Here is an 18,363-nt window from a genome sequence, read left to right as displayed (position 1 = left end):
CTGAAGTACGTGAAGGCCCCCTTGCTTGCGCCTGGTGCAAGGAAGGGGGCCTTCCCGTACTGCCGTTGTGACTGGCGACGGCGAGCGGTCTACTTCTTGGAATTCTTGGCGCTCTTGGTTGCCTTGACCTTCGCCTCCTTGGCCTTGCCCTTGACCGTGCCGACGGCGTCCTGGAGCGGTGCGTAGGTGCCGTAGAGCGCGGGATCGGGCTTGGGGGCGGTGCCCGGGCCACCCAGGGCTTCGGGGTCGGTCAGGTATTCGATCCCCTCGTCACCGAAGCTCCAGCCACCCTTCGCACCGTCCGCACCGTCGGACAGCCGCCACACGGTGTTGTTGTGCTCCTGGTTCTCTTCATCGAACAACGCGGTCGGCGCGATAGCGCCTTCCAGGCCGTCCGCTTCGAGTTCTTCGATGGCCGCCAGCCACTGCTTCTGGTGCACGGTGTCCCGGGCGAGGTTGAATTGCAGCATCGCCTTGACGCCGGGGTCGTCGGTCATGTTGTACAACCGGGCCGTTTGCAGTCTGCCCTGCGCTTCGGCGGCCACATTCGCCCGGAAATCGGCGAGCAGGTTCCCGCTCGCCACGATGTACCGCCCATTCCACGGATAGCCGTTGGAATCCGCGGGCAAGGCGCCGCCACCCGCGACAATGGCCTGCTGGACATCCATCCCGCCCAGCGTCGCCGCCATCACCGGGTCCTTCACCGCCTCGGCGGTCACCGTCGCGGGAGCCCCTTCGAGCAACCGGGCGACCATCGTGGCGAGCATTTCGACGTGGCCGATCTCCTCGGTCGCCGTGTCCATGATCAAATCCTTGTACTTGCCTTCGATCCGGCAATTCCATCCCTGGAACAAGTACTGCATGGTCACGGTCATCTCGCCGTACGCACCACCGATCAGCTCCTGCAGCTTGCGGGCGTAGACGGCGTCGGGTTTGTCCGGCTTCGCTTCGAACTGGAGCAGTTTCGTGTGTCGGAACATCGGGTCTGGGCCTTCCGTCGAGCTGAGGCCGGTGGCTCACCGGCCGCGAGATCGTCGGTTGCCCGGTCGCAGGCTCGTTAATCCTTCCTGCCCACACCAGTTCCCACGATGCCCGAATGGCGCAAGGCACGCCCCCCAAGCCATGCCGGTTCCAAGGGGGTCGAAGGCACGATGCGCTTGAAAACCGCTCTCGCCGATTGAGTCCGCACACGACGGGTAACCGGGGAGCGTCGCGTAATCGAGGAGGAAACCGTGAGCGAAGTCGTCAGCCGAGTCGTCGACGCACCACCGGACGCCGTATTCGCCGTGCTCTCCGACGGCTGGCTCTATGCGAGCTGGGTGGTCGGCAGTTCCCATATTCGTGACGTTGACAAAGGCTGGCCGTCGGTCGGTTCCCGGATTCACCACAGCGTCGGGCCGTGGCCTCTGCACATCAAGGACGTCACGGTGGTGAAGGCCGTGCAGCCCGGCGTTCATCTTTCGCTGGAGGCGAGGGGCTGGCCGCTGGGCGCGGCGACGGTCGAGCTCACCCTTGTTCCCCACGGCGACGGCAGGACCGAGGTCCGGATGGCGGAACGCATCGTGCGCGGTCCCGGCAAGGTGCTGCCGGAGGCGGTCCAAGCGCTGATCGCCAAGCCGCGCAACAACGAAGCCCTCCTCCGGCTGGCCGATCTGGTGACCGGGAAGTACGCGAACCGCAAGGGCACTTAGTGGTTTCGGAAGTCCTTAACCAACCACTCAGTCGTAGACGGCCCGATTCGCCGCGCGGATGACCGCCGCGTAGCCCCCGCCGAGCCGACCCGCCCGTGCCAGTGCGGCGCGGGCGGCGTTGGCCCCGGGACCGCCGTGGACGGCTCCTCCCGGATGCGCCGCCGAGCCCGCCAGGAACAGCCGGTCCACCGGGGTGTCCGCGCGGCCGAGGCCGGGGACCGGCCGGAAAAACAACTGCTGGTGAATGGCCGTTGTCCCGCCGCTGATCGCGCCGCCGACCAACCCGGGATCGTGGGCGGCCAATTCGAGCGGTCCCTGCACGTACCGGCCCTGGATCAGGTCGGTGAACCCCGGCGCGTTCGCCTCGACCGCCTTCTCGATCCGGGTGACTTGCCGGTCCAGCGCCTCGCGGTTCTCCATCACCCCTCGCGGCACGTGGGTGTACGCCCACGCTGACTCGGTGCCCGGCGGCGAGCGGTCCGGGTCGCTCGTCGTCATCTGCCCGAACAGCAGGAACGGATCACGTGGACTCCGGCCCCGGACGAGATCACCGCCGAACGCCGACAGGCCGTCCAGATCCGCGCCGAGGTGGATCGTTCCCGCCCCGCGAGCGGCTTCCGCCGTCCAGGGAACGCGCCCGGAGAGCGCCCAGTCCACTTTCACCGTGGCGCTGTCCCACTGGAACCGGCCGAGATCGTCGAGCAGCCGGGAGGGCAACCATTCCGGCGCCACCATCTTGCCGTACAAAGCCGGCGCCGGTACGTCCGCGAGCACCGCCTTGCGGGCCCGGATCGGGTCGCCGTCGCCGTCGCGTACTCCCATCGCCCGTCCGCCGGCGACCAGTACCTCCGTTACCGGACAACGACACCGGATCACACCACCGCGAGCGGTCAGCCGCCGTGTCAACGCCGCGGTCAACTCCCCCGCCCCGCCGATGGGCACGGGAAAACCGGCGTCCTGGCCGATCATCGCGAGCAGCCAGCCGAATACGGCGCTACCCGCGTTGTCCACGGAAAGGTCGCTGTGCGCGGCGTTCCCGGCCACCAGTAACCGCGCGCCTTCGCCGTCGAAATGCTCTTCGCCGAAACGACGCGCGGGCAACGTGAGCATCCGGGCCAGGCGGAGGGCATCGGCGGACCCCGTGCGCCGCAACAACCGCAGAGCCGGACGGACCGGCGGGAAAGGCGTGAACAAGGCGTCGAGCAACGGCTCTCGGATGTCCTGCCACTGGGCGAAAAGCCGTTTCCAGGCGAGGCCGTCTCCTGGCGCGAACTCGTCGGCGGAAGCGGCGGTGCGCTCGATGTCCCGTGAGAGCACAACGCATTTGTTGTCGGGCAGTACATGCGCGAGCACCTCGGGAGCGTGCCGCCAGCGCAGACCGTGGTCTTCGAGGCGCAATGCCCTGATCACCGGGGACACCGCGGTGAGCGGGAAGAAGGCGCTGCAGAGGTCGTTGCGGAAGCCCGGCGCGGTGACCTCTTCGGTCCGCACCGCGCCACCCGGTTTCTCCGCCTGCTCCAGCACCAGTACCGACCAGCCCGCGTCGGCCAGCAGGTTCGCCGCGACCAGGCCGTTGTGGCCGGCGCCGATGACGATCGCGTCGAAGACTTCCGTGCTCATCCGGGCCTCTCGATCGTCACATTGTCAGGTCGTCAGGATTGCGATTGATGGCTTGGTCTGCCACGGGTGAGCGAGCGGAGCCGGGACAGGAAACCGTGCCCGCGCGGCGGGGCCAGCGGCGGGCTCGCCGCGCCTTCACCCGATCGGAGTCCGGCGACCAGTTCCGCGACCACACCGGCGGCGTCGTACCGGGGTCGCCAGCCCAGCGCGGTCTCGGCGAGTGTGGTGTCCACCAGGGGCACACGGTCGGCGAGATCCAGCCAACCGGGATGCAGCGGCAGGGCTCCCGTGCGCCAGGCCGCGTGCGCGGCCACACGTACGAGTGATCGCGACGCCGGAACCCGGATCCCGCCGAGCAGGCCGGTCAGCGCGTCGGCGGAAAGGACACCCGGGGCGGCGAGATTCACCGCCCCGGTGAAGCCCTTCTCGAGGACCAGCCGGATGGCTTCGGCGACGTCCGCGCTGTGTACCGCTTGCGCTCGCAAATCCGCCCACAACGGAATCGGCAGCCATCGGCGGCCCACGACCCCGGCGGGGATGGCCGGCCCCAGCAGCCAGCGCTCGAACTCCCCCGCCGCCCGTCGCTGCAGGATCGCGCATGGCCGCAACCGCGCCACCCCGATCTCCGGATGGCTTTTCTCGAAGCGGTCGAGCAAAGCCTCCAAACCGGCCTTGCCTCTGCTGTAGGCACTGGTCGCGATGCCGTCGCACGGCCATTCCTCGGTGATCTTCTCCCACCGTGGCGCCGGCCCGTAGGCGGCGACGGACGACAAGGCGATCAGATGCGGTACTCCGGCCGCCGCCACCGCGGCGAGCACGTTCCGGGTGCCATGGTCGTTGGTCCGCCACATCGGCGGGTCTCCACGCTCCGGCGAAATCGCCCAGGCGAGATGAACGACCGCGTCCGCTCCCTCCATCAGCTCGGTCAGCTTCGTGCCGCCGACGTCGTCCCCGACGTCCAGTGCCGACCAGCTCGCCGCGCGATAAGGCTCGGTCGTGGTGTCGGGCAGCCTCCTCGCCACGCCGGCCAAGTCGTCTTCGCCGGGCTCAAGGGCATGGAGCAACGCCGTCCCGACATTTCCGGTGGCCCCGGTGATCACGATCCGCACAACCTGCGCTTACCCAGCCTGGTGATCGCGGAAACCCGTCGAACCGAGGGCACGCACTTTCCGGCGAAGGACGGCTCCGCACCGCGTGGCGCTGTCACCCAGGACAGTGTCCCGAGTGGACAGTGGTGCACGGGCGGCGGACGCTGGCACTCGTGGACAAAGCCCGGGAAACCGCCACGCCGGGCGCGCATGGCGCCGGTCTCGGTAGCGAGGTGTGGCTGGGCCCGGATCGCCGCCGCCATGACGGCGACACGGTCACCTTCCACGGCCACCGCATCTACCTGGGCCGCATCTACTTGGGCCGCATCTACCTGGGCCGCTTCTACCTGGGCGGAGTCGAGATCGGCCGCGTCGACTGCCACGTCTGCCACGCCTGCCGGGCGGTCCTGCTCGGCGAGATCCGGCTCTTCGACCACCGTCGGCGCGGCATCGGCACCCACGTCCTGGACCGGCTTCGCCACGGCCTCCCCGGCTACCGCTGGTCCATCACCGGCGGAAACACCGGCATCCCGGCCGTTCTGGAACCGAATCCGCACGGACCACCCCGGTGAGTACCTCCAGGGCGTCCGCGAGCATCACGGGTGCACGCACCTGCTCTACTGACCTCCGCGACCAGGATCAGCGACTGCCGTCGCAAACGGGTGATCAGGCGCGAGAGCGGCTCTTGCGGCCGGTCACCTTGTTGTAGATGACCAGGACGATGATCGCGCCGATGACCGATCCGATCCATCCGGCAGGCTGGAAGCCGCGGAAGCCGACGGTGAGCAGACCGAACAGGAAGCCACCCACCACCGAGCCGACGACGCCGAGGACAATCGTCCGCAGCACGCCGATGTCGTCCTTGCCCGGCACCAGGGCTCGCGCGATGAAACCGGCGATCAGGCCGAACAGGATCCAGCCGAGAATGGTCCAAAACATCTCTTCACCTCATGATCGATCGGGGGCAGACGATCGCGCCCTACTTCGCGCGAGCGCCCGTCTTGGTGGAAAAACGGAACTCGACGGTCGTCGGCAGTGTGTCAAGGTCGAGTGCTCGACGCAGCCGGGGGAGGCCGTCGGTGTCTATCCGATGGCGGATCTCGGTGAGATCGCCGTCCTGTTCGGCGCTGATCACCAGCGCCACGGCCGGTGTCTCACGGGTCCCCGCGAGTGTGGCGTGCGCGGCGTGGACGCCGGGATAGGTCGTCACCTCGCTGACGAACGGCTCGATCGCGGTGCTCGCGGCCAGCTCGGTACGACCGGCGTCGGGGTCGTCCTCAAGACGCCAGGTGTGGGTCTTGGGTTTGCGGGTCAGCTGTGCGATGAGCCATCGCAGCAGGAGCAGGCCCAGCACGACGGCGACGGCGGCGGTGACGTAGAGCGTCCAGGTAGGCGGCTGCGCCGTTCCGGCCACCAACGCGGATCCGGGGCGCAAGACGGTGACCGTGCCGAAATGGGTCAGCAGCGCGAAGGCACCGGCCGCGATCAGGACAAGCCCGAACAGGGCGAGCACCGTGCGGTTGAGGCGTGCGGGGCGATTGAGACTGGTCATGACGGGCTCCTGACGGCACGGACCTTGACCTTGACGGCCGGGCGGACGACAGGATCGATCTGGTCGAGCCGGTGCTCGACCGCCCCGCGGACGGCGTCGGCGAGACCATCGGTGGTCGTCCGCCCGGTGCTCACTTTCGCGAAGACCGTGCGGGGTTTGAGTTTCACCGTCGCGCCGGACACACCGTCCACAGTGGAGGCCGCGGCACGCAGGGTGGAGCGGTAGCTCCGGCGTGAGGCGCCGGAGTCCGGATCACCCCGCAGCGGCAGGACGGTGGGCTTGCCCGGCAGGATCGCCGCCAGTACCAGTGCCAGCCCCAGCACTACCACGCCCGCGCCGGCGATGGCCGTCACGACGTCGGTCCAGCGCAGGTCGTGCAAGGCACCGGCGACGGTGTCGTAGCGAATCCAGGGAGTTTCACCCAGAAGCAGCTGAATCGCGACGACCGCGACGAGGGCGCAGGCGGCGAGCAGGACGACCGCGGTGAGAGTCGCGGGGACACTCCGGCGTGGACGGCGTTTCATCGCACCCTCCTGGTATCGGCGGTGGCGGTGCCCAGCGCGGTGACGGTGATGTCCACCCGCGACACCGTGAGCCCGGTGAACTCTTCGACACGGCGCGTCAAATGCCGCCGGGCGTTCTCGGTGGTACGTGAAACCGACATCGGGTAGCTGATGGAGATCCTGACGTCGAGCGTGGCGGTCGCACCGTCGACCTTCGCGGTGACCTTGGCACTGTTGTCGAGGTCTTCCCGTCCGACGGCGACACCGAGCACGCGGCTCGCGGCGCCGCCGACGCCGTCGACCTCGGTCACAGCGTGCGCCGCGATCCGTTCGACGGTGCTGTCGGAAATGGTGAGGGCACCCCGGTCACCGGAAGCGGCTGGAGCCGTTCTGGGTGCCGGGCTCGGCAGGGTGGCGGTCATGGTGATCAGCCCCGATCACGGCCGGTGAGCTGCGACAGGTCGACCTTGCCGTCGAGGACACGGCCGACCAGCAGCCCGAGGGCGCCGAGGACCAGGACGACGAGGAAGGCGCCGAACCCGCCGAACGCGGCCGCGAGGCCGAGGGCGAGACCGGAGAGAAGACCGAGATGCGTGGAATTCATGGTTACTCCTTGGCAAGGGCGATCGTGTCCGGATTTTCGGCGGTGGCACCGGCCGGAGCGGCGATATCGCCGATCCGCACATGGATCGGGCGGTCGAGGGGACCCACCGCGGCACGGACGTCGTCGCTGATCTCGACGGCGGTCGCCGGGTAGCGGCCGATGACACCGATGGTGATCTCGTCGTCGCGGACGCGGATTCCCGGGATCCTGCGTCCGCGCAGCAGGGTGGCGATCTCGCCGAACCGGCCGCTGTGCAGACCCGCGACAACGGGCAGGGCCTGCACAGCGGTGGCGATGCGGTCGGCGTCGATCTCGACGCCGAGGCTCACTGAACGCGGCCGGTGTCGTTCTTGCTGTCGTCGTCCTCGTCGTCACCCGGGATGTGCACGTCGGAGACGTTGATGTTGACCTCGACCACCTCGAGCCCGGTGATCTGCTCGACCGCGCCGATCACGTTCCTGCGCACCGCGCGCGACAGGTCGGCGATGGACACGCCGTACTCGACGAGAATCTGCAGATCGACCGCGGCCTGCTTCTCGCCGACCTCGACCGACACACCCTGGCTCGCCGACGCCGTGGCGCCGGGGATGCGCTCACGGATCGCGCTGAACGCCCTGGCCGCACCACCGCCAAGGTCGTAGACACCGGAGATCTCACGGGCGGCCAAGCCTGCCACCTTCGCCACCACCGTGTCGGCGATGGTGGTTGCCCCCTTGCTCGACTCCAACGCGCCCGTGCCGGTTTTCTCGACTGCGGTCGACTGTTCGGAAGCCTTGGTAGCGGTCGAATTCGTCATGACGTCTCCTCGGATTGGTTCCTGGTCTCGTCGGAAGCTCTCGGTGTTCCATCCTCGCTCCCACACCACTCAGACCCGGGCCCGAGAAGATCGTCACGACCCCATCGTGTGACATCACCCCCACAGGGGAGGGAACAAGTGTCTTCTTCGCCTGCCGATCGCCGCCGACCTGCGGTTTCAGGTCTCCGAAGAAGCTTCCCGTCGGAACCCAAGCAAATCTATGACGGCGGGGGTAGACATTCGCCCGCGGCTGTGTGTAGTGTTCTGCTCATACCAAGAGAGACAACGTCAAGCAGGCACGGGAGATGACGGAACTACCCGTGAGGTGAGACAAGACGGCCAGGCAGGACGAAGCCAATCTGTGAACAGGTTTCGACTGGTGGCCGGAGCAGTACCCCGGGATCGGGCAGTGAAGACGAAGCAGGCAAGACGGTCCCGGCGCAGAAGTGTTGTACCGCACCAAGCAAGTCAGCAAGTGGTAAGTCAAGTTCAGTGGTAAGTCAGACCGGTCAGGTGGCCGGAGCCGATCACGAACAGGGCTCCGGGCAGTGATCAGCGGCGTGACGCGTGCTGGGGCCGATCAGTGAAAGGGTTCCGGCCGGTGACGGCCGCGGCGGTAGAAGTGATGCAAGGGTAAGGAAATACCGGAAGAAGGGAACGGCACATCATTGGATCGCCCGCAGCGGCCGGGAAAGAGCGCCGCGCGGGTACCGCAGTCCCATCAGATTGGCAGGTGGTTCTCGGTTACGGATAAGCGATCTCCGCGTCGTCCTTTTCTCGGACGGGGTATCGCGGATACATGAGGTCGGCCTCACGGCCGGTTGACAATGATGAACCCGACCCAGGGACCCTGGACGCCTCGAGGCGTCCAGGGTCCCTTGCGATGCTTCTCCTGTCGCCGTCTCCGGCCTGTTTGGGGCGCCCCTCACCGGGAATACCGGGAAAGGGAGCCTCACGCGTTGAGTTCAAGGAGGAGAAATGAAGGCGCTGACCTGGCAGGGCAAGCGGGACGTACGGGTCGAGACCGTGCCGGACCCGCGGTTGCACAAGCCGGACGACACGATCGTCCGGATCACCTCGAGCGGCCTCTGCGGTTCCGACCTTCATCTGTACGAGATCCTCGGCCCTTTTCTCGAACCGGGCGACATCTTGGGCCATGAGCCGATGGGTGTCGTCGAGGAGGTGGGCTCCGAGGTGACGGCGGTCAAGCCGGGTGACCGGGTGGTCGTGCCGTTCAATGTGTCGTGCGGCTCCTGTTTCATGTGCGGCCAGGGCCTGCATTCGCAGTGCGAAACGAGCCAGGTGCGCGATCAGGGAATGGGTGGTTCCCTCTTTGGTTACACGAAGCTGTACGGCCAGGTTCCGGGCGGGCAAGCAGAATTCCTGCGAGTGCCCTTCGGCAACAAGCTGCCCATCAAGGTGCCGGAAGGGCCGGCGGACGATCGGTTCGTGTTCTTGTCCGACGTGTTGCCGACGGCTTGGCAGGCCGTGGAATACGCCGATGTACCGGACGGCGGCTCCGTCGTGGTGCTCGGCCTCGGCCCCATCGGGGACATGGCCGCGCGGATCGCGCTTCATCGCGGCGCCGGGCACGTCATCGGCGTCGATCGCGTCCCCGAACGTCTGGCCCGGGCCAAGGCTCGCGGCGTCGAAACACTCGACCTGAGCGAGCACGACGAACTCGGTGACGCGATCCGCGAACGGACCGGTGGCCGCGGACCTGACTCCGTGATCGACGCGGTCGGCATGGAGGCCCACGGCTCCCCCATCGGCAAACTGGCCCAGCAGGTGACCGGATTCTTGCCCGATCCGCTGGCCGCGAAACTCATGCAGACCGTAGGCGTCGATCGGATGCAGGCGCTCTACCAGGCGATCGACATCGTTCGCCGCGGCGGCACCATCTCCCTCTCGGGCGTTTACGGTGGCATGGCCGACCCGATGCCCCTGTTGCAGATGTTCGACAAGCAAATCCAGCTGCGCATGGGGCAGGCCAACGTCCACCGCTGGGTACCCGACATCCTGCCCCTGCTCGATGACGACGACGTGCTGGGCGTCGACACCTTCGCGACGCACCACGTGCCACTCACCGAGGCTCCTGAGGCGTACGAGATGTTCCAGAAGAAGCAAGACGGCGCGGTGAAAGTACTGTTCCGGCCCTGATCTTGGGCCCAGTACTGGAGATCGATACCTCCGCGCGGAAGCGGGAGGGGCGACGGCTTTCAGGGGCGATCGACGAGATGGGCGATCTCCTCGACGGCGATTGTCGCCTCGGGAATCGCGGCGATCATCCAGGCGTGGATCATGTCTTCGAATTCGTGGTACCCGAGCCGCACGCCCTGTTCGGTACAGAGCGTCCGGAGCCGCCGGGCATCGGTGAGCAGCACATCGCGGGTCCCGGTGTAGGCCGTCAAGTTCCCGAGACCGGTGAGATCACCGGAAAGAGGACTGAGACGGGGATCCGTACGCGGCAACGGTCCGCTGTAGAGCCGTGCGGCCTCATCCAGACCGGTGAGCGCGAGATACGGATCGCGCCGCTCCAGCGCTGGTTGCGCCGGATGGCTCATCGTGAGATCCAGCCAAGGCGACAGCAGCACGGTTTCCTTCGGCACGGGGCGCCCGGCGTCCCGCAACGACTTGACGAGTTCGAGCGCGAGCCCGGCACCGGCCGAGTCGCCCATCACGACCTGGTCTTCGGGCTGGAGTCCGGCGGCGAACTTGTCGTAGGCCCGCCTGACGAACTCGACGGTCTCCGGGCACTGATGAGCGGGCGCCAGCGGATAGATCGGGACGGTCACCGTGCACCCGGTGCGGGAAATCAACCGCCCGAAGAACTTCCAGTGGTCGTGCTGGATCTGATGCACGTAGGCGCCGCCGTGAAAGTACAGCACCTGCCTGCCGATCCCGGCGTCGTGCGGCCGGATCGTGTAGCAGGGCCTTCCGTCCACATCGGACTCCCGGACCTCGAAGCGGCGTCGGATCGACCGGCTCGGCTCAGTGTGTCCCTGACGCTGGCTGCGATCGACGCTCTTTCGGAAGGGGTCGATGTCGGCGTAAGAGGGCTCCTTCCGTTGCGTGGACACCCCGCCGTCCTTCGAAGCGGAGGAAGTCCCAGTTGCCCGACCCGAGCCGGACAGGGCCATAGGCAAGGTCACCCGGCCCCGGTTCACCAGACGGCTCAGGAACCGGCGTGAGCGTCTCGCTCAGCCGATGCGGGCAGTTCCCCCGTGAGCGCGAAATCCACCCGCCGCGCCACGGAGACGACCTGGTCGGCGAACCGCTCGTAGAACCGCGCCAGCAATGTCACCGAAATGGCGGGCGCGACGCCCTCGGTCCATTCGCGCCCGGTCACCAGCTCCATCAGTTCCTCGTAGAGCGCGTCGACGCGCTGATCGGACCGGGCGAGCGAGTGGAAGACCTCGGCCGTCGAGCCCGCGATCGCGGCGCCGAGGTCTTCCGCCATCGAGCAGACGAGTCCGGCCATCTCTCCGAATTGCCCGGAGAGTGCCTCGGGGACCGCGAACTCCGGCGCCCGCGCGGCTTGATCGGCGATGTGCTGGGCGAGGTCGCCCATCCGCTCCAGCCGCTCAGCGCAATACACCGTCGCCAGCACGGTCCGCAGGTCCCCCGCGACCGGCGCCTGCAGGGCGAGCAGCTTCTGCGCGTCCGCCTCGCATTCGGTCCGTGCCGCGTTCAACCGCGCCTCGACCGTCGCGAGTTCGGCGACGGCCGACGCGTCTCGGTCGAGAAAGACCCGGTTGGCCAGGCGCAGCTCTTCACACGCCATGCCGCACATATCCGACAACCGCTCGCCGAGCACACTCAGCTGGCCGCGGAATCGTTCCCTCATGCCAAGGCCTTCGCCGGTTCGAGGACATACGTCGTATAGGCGGCCCTGATCACCGGCTGGGCGACGTTGCGCACCGGGACCCCGCCCGGGCTGACGCCTTGTTCGGTGCCGTAGTGCGCGTGCCCGTGCACCGCGAGCGCGGCGTGGACGTCGTCGATCGGTTCGCACAGCAGATATGAACCGAGGAACGGGTGGATTTCCGGTGGTTCGCCGTGCAGGGTCCCGGGGATCGGCGAGTAGTGCGTCAACGCGACGATCAGGTCCGGCTCTTCGTGTTCGAGCCCTTCCAGCGCCGCCCGCAGTCGTCCCGCCGCCGCCATGGTGTGCTCGATGAAGTCCTTCATCTCGCGCTCCCCGAAACGGCTCCCGCATTTGCCGGCGAACCCGCCGCCGAAGCCTTTCACCCCCGCGATACCGACCGTCCCGCCCTCCAGTTTCACCGTGGTGGCGGCACCTTCCAGGACGGTGATACCGCTGTCCTCCAGCATGGCGCTGATCGCTTCGGCGGAGTCGGAGTGATAGTCGTGGTTGCCCAGCACGGACACCACCGGGACGTCGAGGCCGGCGAACTCGTCGGTCACCACCTTGGCCTCCTCGAGCGTGCCGTGCCGGGTGAGGTCACCCGCGAGCAGCAACACGTCGGCGTGTTCGGCGATGTTGTCCAGTGACGGCCGCAGCAGACCGCGGTTGTCCTCACCGAGATGGACGTCCCCGACCGCGGCCACCCTGATCATCGGATCTCCTCAGCGCGCGACGGTTCCCGGACGTCGGCCAGCCGGACGTCGTTGTGCACCAGCTCGGCCGCGATGTGTTCGCAGATGACCGCTTCGAGATCGGCCTTGCGGTTCGCGCAGGCGACCTCGCCGCTGAGCCGGACCTGGTCGCCGCGCACCGTCACGTGCACGCCGAGTTCGGCGGTCCTGGGGTCCTCGGCCAGCGCCCTGGTCAGCCTGGCGACCAGATACTGGGGTGCTTCCGCTGGCATGGGAAGCTCCTTTCCGTCGATGATGGACAGTGCCGCGAGCAAAGTCAGGAACGACCAGGCGTAGGGCGATTCGGCCGTCTCCTCGGCCACCCGGTGCCAATCGACCTGTTCGCGGAGGTCGCGGGCGATCCGCAGCAGCGGTCCGAAATCGCAGCGATGCGGGCTGAGCACGAGAACCTTGTCGACGAGCAGGTCCGTCCCGTTGAGCACGGGCGCGGCGGTCGCCCCGATCCGCATCAGCGAAGCGCGGTCGAGCATCTCGTCGGTCACCGGCCGGTGGTTGGGCCGGAAGATCAGGTCGACCAGCCGGTCTTCGTCGTAGACCTTCGTGAGCCAGTCCTCCGGCGGACGCACCCGCCTCAGCCCGGCGGCTTCCAGCGCTTCCACCGCTTCGGGAATGTCCTCGCGTTTGAGGAAGATGTCGACATCGTGGTGGGACGGAGGTCCGCCTCGCGCATACACGGCAAGCCCACCCGCGACCGCGAACCGTGCCGACGTACCGTCCAAAGTAGACACTACCTTGGTCAAGGTGTGCAGCAGTTCCTTCTCGTTCACGGCTTCTCCCCGGTAGCACCGGTGCTCACGATCCGCTTCCCGCTTCTGGCCATGGGTACGATTACCCACCGTCGAGGTGGCTTAATCCGCGTCCAGCCGCTGGACAAGGCGGCGGGCGGGCAGAGCCATCGCTCCGAGCCCAATCGACGTCGCGGCCTCGTCCCTGGGCGTGACGAGCAGCTGGTCGACCTCCTCGACCAGCTTCCGGCACCGGTCCAGCTTCTCGGGATCACCTGAACGGGTTACCTCGGCGAGTGCTTCGAGCAACTCGCCGACTACCCGGTGCGCATACTCCCCGGGCTGCCCGAACGGCTGTTCGCTCTGGACGGCCGCGCTCACCGCGTCGATCAGCTGGGCGAGCAGCGGCCACAGCGAGACGAGATCGACCAGCGGCTCTTCTCGGGTCTCACGGCGGCGCCGGAGGTTCAGGTACCGGCCTTCCCTGGTCCAGCCGATCGCGTCCTCCGCCTCCGTTGCCAGGCTGCGGACGTCGTTCAGGCGGTCACGTAGGCGGTCGGCCGCCTCGGGTGGCCCGCCGCCTCGGGCCAGGGCCGCGGTCTCATCGAGGACGTCGCCGATGGCGGACGCGAGCCGGGACGTCGCCGTCCGCAGCCGTTCACCGTGCAACGGTGGCAGGACCACCGCGTTCAGCACCGCGCCGATCGCCGCGCCCAGCGCGGTTTCCAGCAACCTGTCGGCGAGCAGCACGGGCTCGGTCGCGTTCCCATAGGAGATCAGCAGCATGCCGGTGATCCCGACCCAGACCCCCGAGTCGCCGAAGCCCCGCCACGAGCCGATCAGCAGGCCGACGAAGATGACCAGCCCGAGGGCCACCGTCACCGACGGGATCACCTGGCCGGCGCCCGCGGCGAGCAGCACCCCCACGGTGACCGCGCCGACCTGCTGCACCCAGCCACGCAGGGACCGGTAAACGGTGGCCTGCACCAGGAACACGGCCGCGTACGGCGCCAGAAACGGTTGCGGAAGCCGGAGGACCGAGGTCGCGACGATCCACGCGATCACGGCCGCCACCGCCGCCTTGGTGATCTGGACGAGATTTCGCCGTTCCTCCCCCGGAACCCGGACCACGCGGCCGATCCAGGCGAACAGCGACGTCCGCTCCGCTTTCCCGGCCGTCCCCGTCATTCGCGCCTCCTTCGCAGTCTTCGCACTCGGATACCCCGAACGAGTCTCCTGACACCTCGCGTCCGCCGTTTACCGGTGCGGCCCGGGGGTAGCCGTGGGAAGACGACCACCACCACCGAGAAAGGCAGCCCTGTGGCACAGCACCGAGACGACGCGAAGGACGAGCAACTCCAGGGTGACCGGGTCGATCCCCGTGACTCCGTGCTGACCACGCAGCAAGGCGTCCGCGTCGACCACACGAACGACTCGCTGACCGCCGGGAACCGCGGCCCGACGCTGCTCGAGGACTTCCACGCCCGCGAGAAGATCACGCATTTCGACCACGAGCGCATCCCGGAACGCGTCGTCCACGCCCGCGGCGCCGGTGCCTACGGGTATTTCGAGGCCTACGACGATTGGCTGGCCGACCGCACGGTCGCCGAGTTTCTCACCAGCGGCGAGAAGATCCCCGTGTTCGTGCGGTTCTCCACGGTCGCCGGTTCACGCGGTTCGGCCGACACCGTGCGCGACGTTCGCGGGTTCGCCACGAAGTTCTATACCCGGCAAGGGAACTATGACCTGGTCGGGAACAACATGCCGGTGTTCTTCATCCAGGACGGTATCAAGTTCCCCGATTTCGTGCATGCGGTCAAACCCGAACCGCATAACGAGATCCCCCAGGCGCAGTCGGCGCACGACACGTTCTGGGACTTCGTCTCGCTGCAACCGGAAAGCCTGCACATGGTGCTGTGGCTGATGTCCGACCGCGCGCTACCACGCAGCTACCGGATGATGCAGGGGTTCGGCGTGCACACCTTCCGGCTGGTCAACGCCGAAGGCAAGGGCACTTTCGTGAAGTTCCACTGGAAGCCCGTCCTCGGTACGCATTCCCTGGTGTGGGACGAATGCCAGAAGATCGCCGGCAAGGATCCCGACTTCAACCGGCGTGACCTGTGGGATTCCATCGAAGCCGGGCAGTTCCCGGAATGGGAACTGGGGGTGCAACTGGTCGACGAGGACGCCGAACACGACTTCGATTTCGACCTGCTGGACGCCACGAAGATCATCCCCGAGGAGCAGGTGCCCGTACAGCCGGTCGGGCGGATGGTCCTGGACCGCAACCCCGACGACTTCTTCGCCGAGACCGAGCAGATCGCCTTCCACACCGCGAACGTCGTACCCGGTATCGACTTCACCAACGACCCGCTGTTGCAGGCGCGCAACTTCTCCTACCTCGACACCCAGCTCATCCGCCTCGGCGGCCCTAACTTCTCCCAGCTGCCGGTGAACCGGCCGATCGCGCAGGTGCACACGAACCAGCGGGACGGGCACGGTCAGCAGAACGTCCACAAGGGACGTACGAGCTACTTCCCCAACTCACTCGGCGGCGGCTGCCCGGCGATCGCCGACTCGGGCGTGTTCCGGCACTACACCGAAGCCGTTTCAGGGCACAAGATCCGCGAACGCAGTGAAAGTTTCAAGGACTTCTACAGCCAGGCGACCCTGTTCTGGAACAGCATGTCCCCGGTGGAACGTGAGCATATCGTCGCGGCGTTCCGGTTCGAGCTGGGCAAGGTCGAAGACCGCGAGATCCGGGCGAGGACGATCACCGAGCTCACCAACGTCGACCACGAACTGGCGACCCGGGTGGCCGAGGGTGTCGGGGTCAGCGTGCCCGCCGCCCCGGTCACGCCGCATCACGACCGGACCTCGCCCGCCCTTTCGCAGCTGAACCAGCCTTCCGGCGACGTCACCAGCCGCAAGATCGCCGTCCTCGCCGCCGACGGGGTCGACACGATCGGCGTCCGCCGCCTGGCCGAGGTCCTGACCGGAAAGGGCGCGATCGTCGAGGTACTGGCCCCCGAGGAGCGCGAGCTCCGCCCTGGCGGCGAAGGGGACTCACTGCTGCCCGACCGGCAGCTCAACACCATGGCTTCGGTGCTCTACGACGCCGTCGTCGTCCCTTGTGGTCCGGCCGCGATCAACGTCCTCGAACGGGACGGATACGCGGTGCACTTCGTCAGCGAGGCCTACAAGCACGGCAAGCCGGTGGCCGGGTTCGGTTCGGGCCTGGACCTGCTGCGCCGGGCCGGGGTGACGGCGAAACTGGCCGATGGCGCGGAAACCCTTATCGACCAGGGAGTCGTCACCACCACCGCGGCCGAGCAGACCCTCCCCGACGGCTTCTTCGCGTCGTTCCTCGCGCAGCTGGGCGAACATCGCTCGTGGGTGCGGAAGACGGACTCGGTTCCCGCGTAGAGGCGGCCCGCGCTGGTCGTTGTGGACGGACTCGCCGCGGTACCACCACCAACCCAGAGTGGGTCCCCTCCGGCGCGCCGTCGAACACCGAAGGACGTAGAATAGAGGTAACCCACTTGGTTCAGCCCTAGGAGCCTTGTAGGCCAGCGGCGGCCGTCTCGGCTGCAGCCGAGGGTTTCCGCGCTCAATAGAGCCCCCAGACCTCGGGCTCCCCCACTCTTGTTGTCCTCCTCTACCCCACCTGGGACAGTTCGCGGACAGCGTCACAGAGACCGGGATAGAGCGGTAGCGCCGTGTCGACCCCGAGCCGCCGTAGCACTCTGGACACCGAATGGGTGGAAGCCACGAGCGCGAACCGGCGCCGTTCGGCGCGAGCGCGTTCGGCGGCCCGCAGCAGGCAGCCGATTCCCGCGGTCGACAGGAACATGACTCCGCCGAGGTCGAGAACCAATCCGGGCGAAGTCTCCAGCCACAGCTGGTGTTCGAGGATCCGCACCGTACCGAGGTCGAGGTCCCCGGACACGGTGAGCACTTCGATATCGCCGGGATACCGGGTGCGGTGGACGGTCAGCGTTCCTCGCGGATCGGTGGAGACGCGATCGGGTTGGAATGTGGTGTCTGGTGTCATTGCGACGCTCCAGCGCTGCTCGCGGCGACAGCCGCCGCGAGCAGGCAGCGCCCCGGGAGCGGCGGCTCGCCTGGACGGATAAGTCAGGCGGCACGTCGGCTCGGGCTCAACCGGCACCCTGACCATAACCCCGATGATCACCCTCCACCACCCCACCGTCGGCAGAACGGCGCGGGGCGGGGGCGGGAACGCCGGCTGGTCAGGCCGCGCCTTCACCACCGGTGGCGTGCGTCACGAACCGGGCCGCCAGCTCACGCAACTTGATGTTCTCCCGCTGCGACCGCTCCACCAGCAAAGCAAAAGCATCCTTCGCCGAAATCTTGTGCAACGCCATCAAAATGCCCTTGGCCTGATCAATCACCGCACGACTCACCAACGCCTCACGCAACTGTTCCACCGTGCCATGCGCCCGCATATAACGACTATAAGCACGCAACGCCGCGGTAGTCGCGCTGGTATAAAGCTCCAGCAACTTCTCATCCAGCTCGACAAAACCATGACCCAAAGCGCTATAACAATTCACCGCACCCGCGTACCCGTCATCAATCGCCAACGGCGAAGACAAAAAACTCCCAAATCCCGCCGCCGCGGAATCCCGCGCGAACACCGGCCACCGCTGACCAGCCTCACTGACCGACACCCGCACCAACGACCGAGTCCGCGCCGCCTGCAAACAAGGCCCGTCCCCCACCGCGTACTGGTCCCGATCCAACGCCGCCACCACCTCACTCGTAGTAGCGATCGTGATCGGCGCACCATCAGTCAGAAGCGTGATGGTGGCCTCGTCGACCCCAGGCACCGCACGCACCACCTGCGTACACACCTGACGCAACAACACCGCGAAATCATCACCACTGCCCAACGTCGCGGTCAACGTCTCCAGCGCGCCAGTGACCTCATCCAACACCTCAGGCCACTCACCATCCCGCATGTCATTCACGCCGCATCGTCCTTCGGCCGCACCGAACGACACAGCCCGCACACCGAAGAACCGGACGCGCCACGCCCTCCTCCGGCGACAAGACCCACTACCGCTCGCCACAGGTCAACAACCCGCGAAGGCGACGCACCGCCGGACCGATACGCACGAAAACCCTCAGCACCCACACC

The 18,363-nt window shown here is 67.4% G+C and carries 21 protein-coding genes; 4 read left to right on the top strand and 17 right to left on the bottom strand.

Annotated features, from left to right (window positions below; genetic code table 11):
- Positions 1-89: 89 nt before the first annotated feature.
- The gene (locus AB0M65_RS17255; protein ID WP_364028247.1) at positions 90-980 is read right to left on the bottom strand and encodes a manganese catalase family protein; all 891 of its coding nucleotides are present in this window, start codon (positions 978-980) and stop codon (positions 90-92) included.
- A gap of 252 nt (positions 981-1,232) precedes the next feature.
- On the opposite strand from AB0M65_RS17255, the gene AB0M65_RS17250 reads away from it, so the two are divergent.
- Positions 1,233-1,691 (top strand): SRPBCC family protein, encoded by a 459-nt coding sequence (locus AB0M65_RS17250; RefSeq protein WP_364028245.1) that lies wholly within the window; start codon positions 1,233-1,235, stop codon positions 1,689-1,691.
- 27 nt (positions 1,692-1,718) lie between these two features.
- Here the strand turns inward: AB0M65_RS17250 and AB0M65_RS17245 are convergent, their stop codons facing one another.
- The gene (locus AB0M65_RS17245) at positions 1,719-3,311 is read right to left on the bottom strand and encodes an NAD(P)/FAD-dependent oxidoreductase (RefSeq protein ID WP_364028243.1); all 1,593 of its coding nucleotides are present in this window, start codon (positions 3,309-3,311) and stop codon (positions 1,719-1,721) included.
- Between the two features lie 32 nt (positions 3,312-3,343).
- Positions 3,344-4,420, bottom strand: a complete 1,077-nt coding sequence (locus AB0M65_RS17240) for an NAD-dependent epimerase/dehydratase family protein (RefSeq protein ID WP_364028241.1) — start codon at positions 4,418-4,420, stop codon at positions 3,344-3,346.
- 152 nt (positions 4,421-4,572) lie between these two features.
- Between AB0M65_RS17240 and AB0M65_RS17235 the strand changes: the two genes are divergently transcribed.
- A complete protein-coding gene (locus AB0M65_RS17235; protein ID WP_364028239.1) occupies positions 4,573-4,971 on the top strand; it encodes a hypothetical protein in 399 nt (132 codons plus the stop codon).
- Positions 4,972-5,065: 94 nt separating this feature from the next.
- Here AB0M65_RS17235 and AB0M65_RS17230 read toward each other — a convergent pair whose 3' ends face one another.
- The 7 genes from AB0M65_RS17230 to AB0M65_RS17200 are packed head-to-tail and all read right to left on the bottom strand — an operon-like array spanning position 5,066 to position 7,854.
- Positions 5,066-5,338: a GlsB/YeaQ/YmgE family stress response membrane protein gene (locus tag AB0M65_RS17230; protein WP_364028237.1), complete on the bottom strand. Its 273-nt coding sequence runs from the start codon at positions 5,336-5,338 to the stop codon at positions 5,066-5,068.
- 40 nt (positions 5,339-5,378) lie between these two features.
- On the bottom strand, positions 5,379-5,951 hold the full coding sequence (locus AB0M65_RS17225; RefSeq protein WP_364028235.1) for an alkaline shock response membrane anchor protein AmaP: 573 nt from the start codon (positions 5,949-5,951) through the stop codon (positions 5,379-5,381).
- The gene (locus AB0M65_RS17220) at positions 5,948-6,475 is read right to left on the bottom strand and encodes a DUF6286 domain-containing protein (RefSeq protein WP_364028233.1); all 528 of its coding nucleotides are present in this window, start codon (positions 6,473-6,475) and stop codon (positions 5,948-5,950) included. The genes AB0M65_RS17225 and AB0M65_RS17220 overlap by 4 nt, the downstream gene beginning before the upstream one ends.
- Positions 6,472-6,876 (bottom strand): Asp23/Gls24 family envelope stress response protein, encoded by a 405-nt coding sequence (locus AB0M65_RS17215; protein ID WP_364028231.1) that lies wholly within the window; start codon positions 6,874-6,876, stop codon positions 6,472-6,474. Before AB0M65_RS17215 ends, AB0M65_RS17220 begins: the two co-directional genes overlap by 4 nt.
- Before the next feature lie 5 nt (positions 6,877-6,881).
- On the bottom strand, positions 6,882-7,058 hold the full coding sequence (locus AB0M65_RS17210) for a hypothetical protein (protein ID WP_364028229.1): 177 nt from the start codon (positions 7,056-7,058) through the stop codon (positions 6,882-6,884).
- 2 nt (positions 7,059-7,060) lie between these two features.
- Entirely contained in the window at positions 7,061-7,387 is a 327-nt protein-coding gene (locus AB0M65_RS17205; RefSeq protein WP_364028227.1) for a hypothetical protein, read from the bottom strand.
- Complete coding sequence (locus AB0M65_RS17200; protein WP_364028225.1) at positions 7,384-7,854, bottom strand: Asp23/Gls24 family envelope stress response protein; 471 nt, start codon at positions 7,852-7,854, stop codon at positions 7,384-7,386. Before AB0M65_RS17200 ends, AB0M65_RS17205 begins: the two co-directional genes overlap by 4 nt.
- 978 nt (positions 7,855-8,832) lie before the next feature.
- Here AB0M65_RS17200 and AB0M65_RS17195 point away from each other — a divergent pair.
- Complete coding sequence (locus tag AB0M65_RS17195) at positions 8,833-10,014, top strand: zinc-dependent alcohol dehydrogenase (protein WP_364028223.1); 1,182 nt, start codon at positions 8,833-8,835, stop codon at positions 10,012-10,014.
- Positions 10,015-10,073: 59 nt separating this feature from the next.
- Here the strand turns inward: AB0M65_RS17195 and AB0M65_RS17190 are convergent, their stop codons facing one another.
- The 5 genes from AB0M65_RS17190 to AB0M65_RS17170 form a co-directional block, all read right to left on the bottom strand.
- Positions 10,074-10,934, bottom strand: coding sequence for an alpha/beta hydrolase (locus AB0M65_RS17190; protein WP_364028221.1), 861 nt, complete (start codon positions 10,932-10,934; stop codon positions 10,074-10,076).
- 95 nt (positions 10,935-11,029) lie between these two features.
- Positions 11,030-11,701 (bottom strand): phosphate uptake regulator PhoU, encoded by a 672-nt coding sequence (locus tag AB0M65_RS17185; protein WP_364028219.1) that lies wholly within the window; start codon positions 11,699-11,701, stop codon positions 11,030-11,032.
- Complete coding sequence (locus AB0M65_RS17180; RefSeq protein WP_364028217.1) at positions 11,698-12,435, bottom strand: metallophosphoesterase; 738 nt, start codon at positions 12,433-12,435, stop codon at positions 11,698-11,700. The genes AB0M65_RS17185 and AB0M65_RS17180 overlap by 4 nt, the downstream gene beginning before the upstream one ends.
- Positions 12,432-13,241 carry a hypothetical protein gene (locus AB0M65_RS17175; protein ID WP_364028215.1) on the bottom strand — a complete coding sequence of 270 codons (810 nt, stop codon included), beginning with the start codon at positions 13,239-13,241 and terminating at the stop codon, positions 12,432-12,434. The genes AB0M65_RS17180 and AB0M65_RS17175 overlap by 4 nt, the downstream gene beginning before the upstream one ends.
- Before the next feature lie 81 nt (positions 13,242-13,322).
- Positions 13,323-14,387: an aromatic acid exporter family protein gene (locus tag AB0M65_RS17170; RefSeq protein ID WP_364028213.1), complete on the bottom strand. Its 1,065-nt coding sequence runs from the start codon at positions 14,385-14,387 to the stop codon at positions 13,323-13,325.
- A gap of 132 nt (positions 14,388-14,519) precedes the next feature.
- On the opposite strand from AB0M65_RS17170, the gene AB0M65_RS17165 reads away from it, so the two are divergent.
- Positions 14,520-16,625: a catalase gene (locus AB0M65_RS17165; RefSeq protein WP_364028211.1), complete on the top strand. Its 2,106-nt coding sequence runs from the start codon at positions 14,520-14,522 to the stop codon at positions 16,623-16,625.
- Positions 16,626-16,857: 232 nt separating this feature from the next.
- Here the strand turns inward: AB0M65_RS17165 and AB0M65_RS17160 are convergent, their stop codons facing one another.
- Together AB0M65_RS17160 and AB0M65_RS17155 are read right to left on the bottom strand one after the other, a co-directional pair.
- Positions 16,858-17,253, bottom strand: coding sequence for an STAS domain-containing protein (locus tag AB0M65_RS17160; RefSeq protein WP_364028209.1), 396 nt, complete (start codon positions 17,251-17,253; stop codon positions 16,858-16,860).
- Positions 17,254-17,452: 199 nt separating this feature from the next.
- Positions 17,453-18,184, bottom strand: coding sequence for a GAF and ANTAR domain-containing protein (locus tag AB0M65_RS17155; protein ID WP_364028259.1), 732 nt, complete (start codon positions 18,182-18,184; stop codon positions 17,453-17,455).
- Positions 18,185-18,363: the final 179 nt, after the last annotated feature.

This window comes from Amycolatopsis sp. NPDC051071 (assembly GCF_040682875.1).
GTDB lineage: Bacteria > Actinomycetota > Actinomycetes > Mycobacteriales > Pseudonocardiaceae > Amycolatopsis.
The sequence above is the reverse complement of the archived record's forward strand: the minus strand, read 5'-3'. Positions and strand labels throughout refer to the sequence as shown.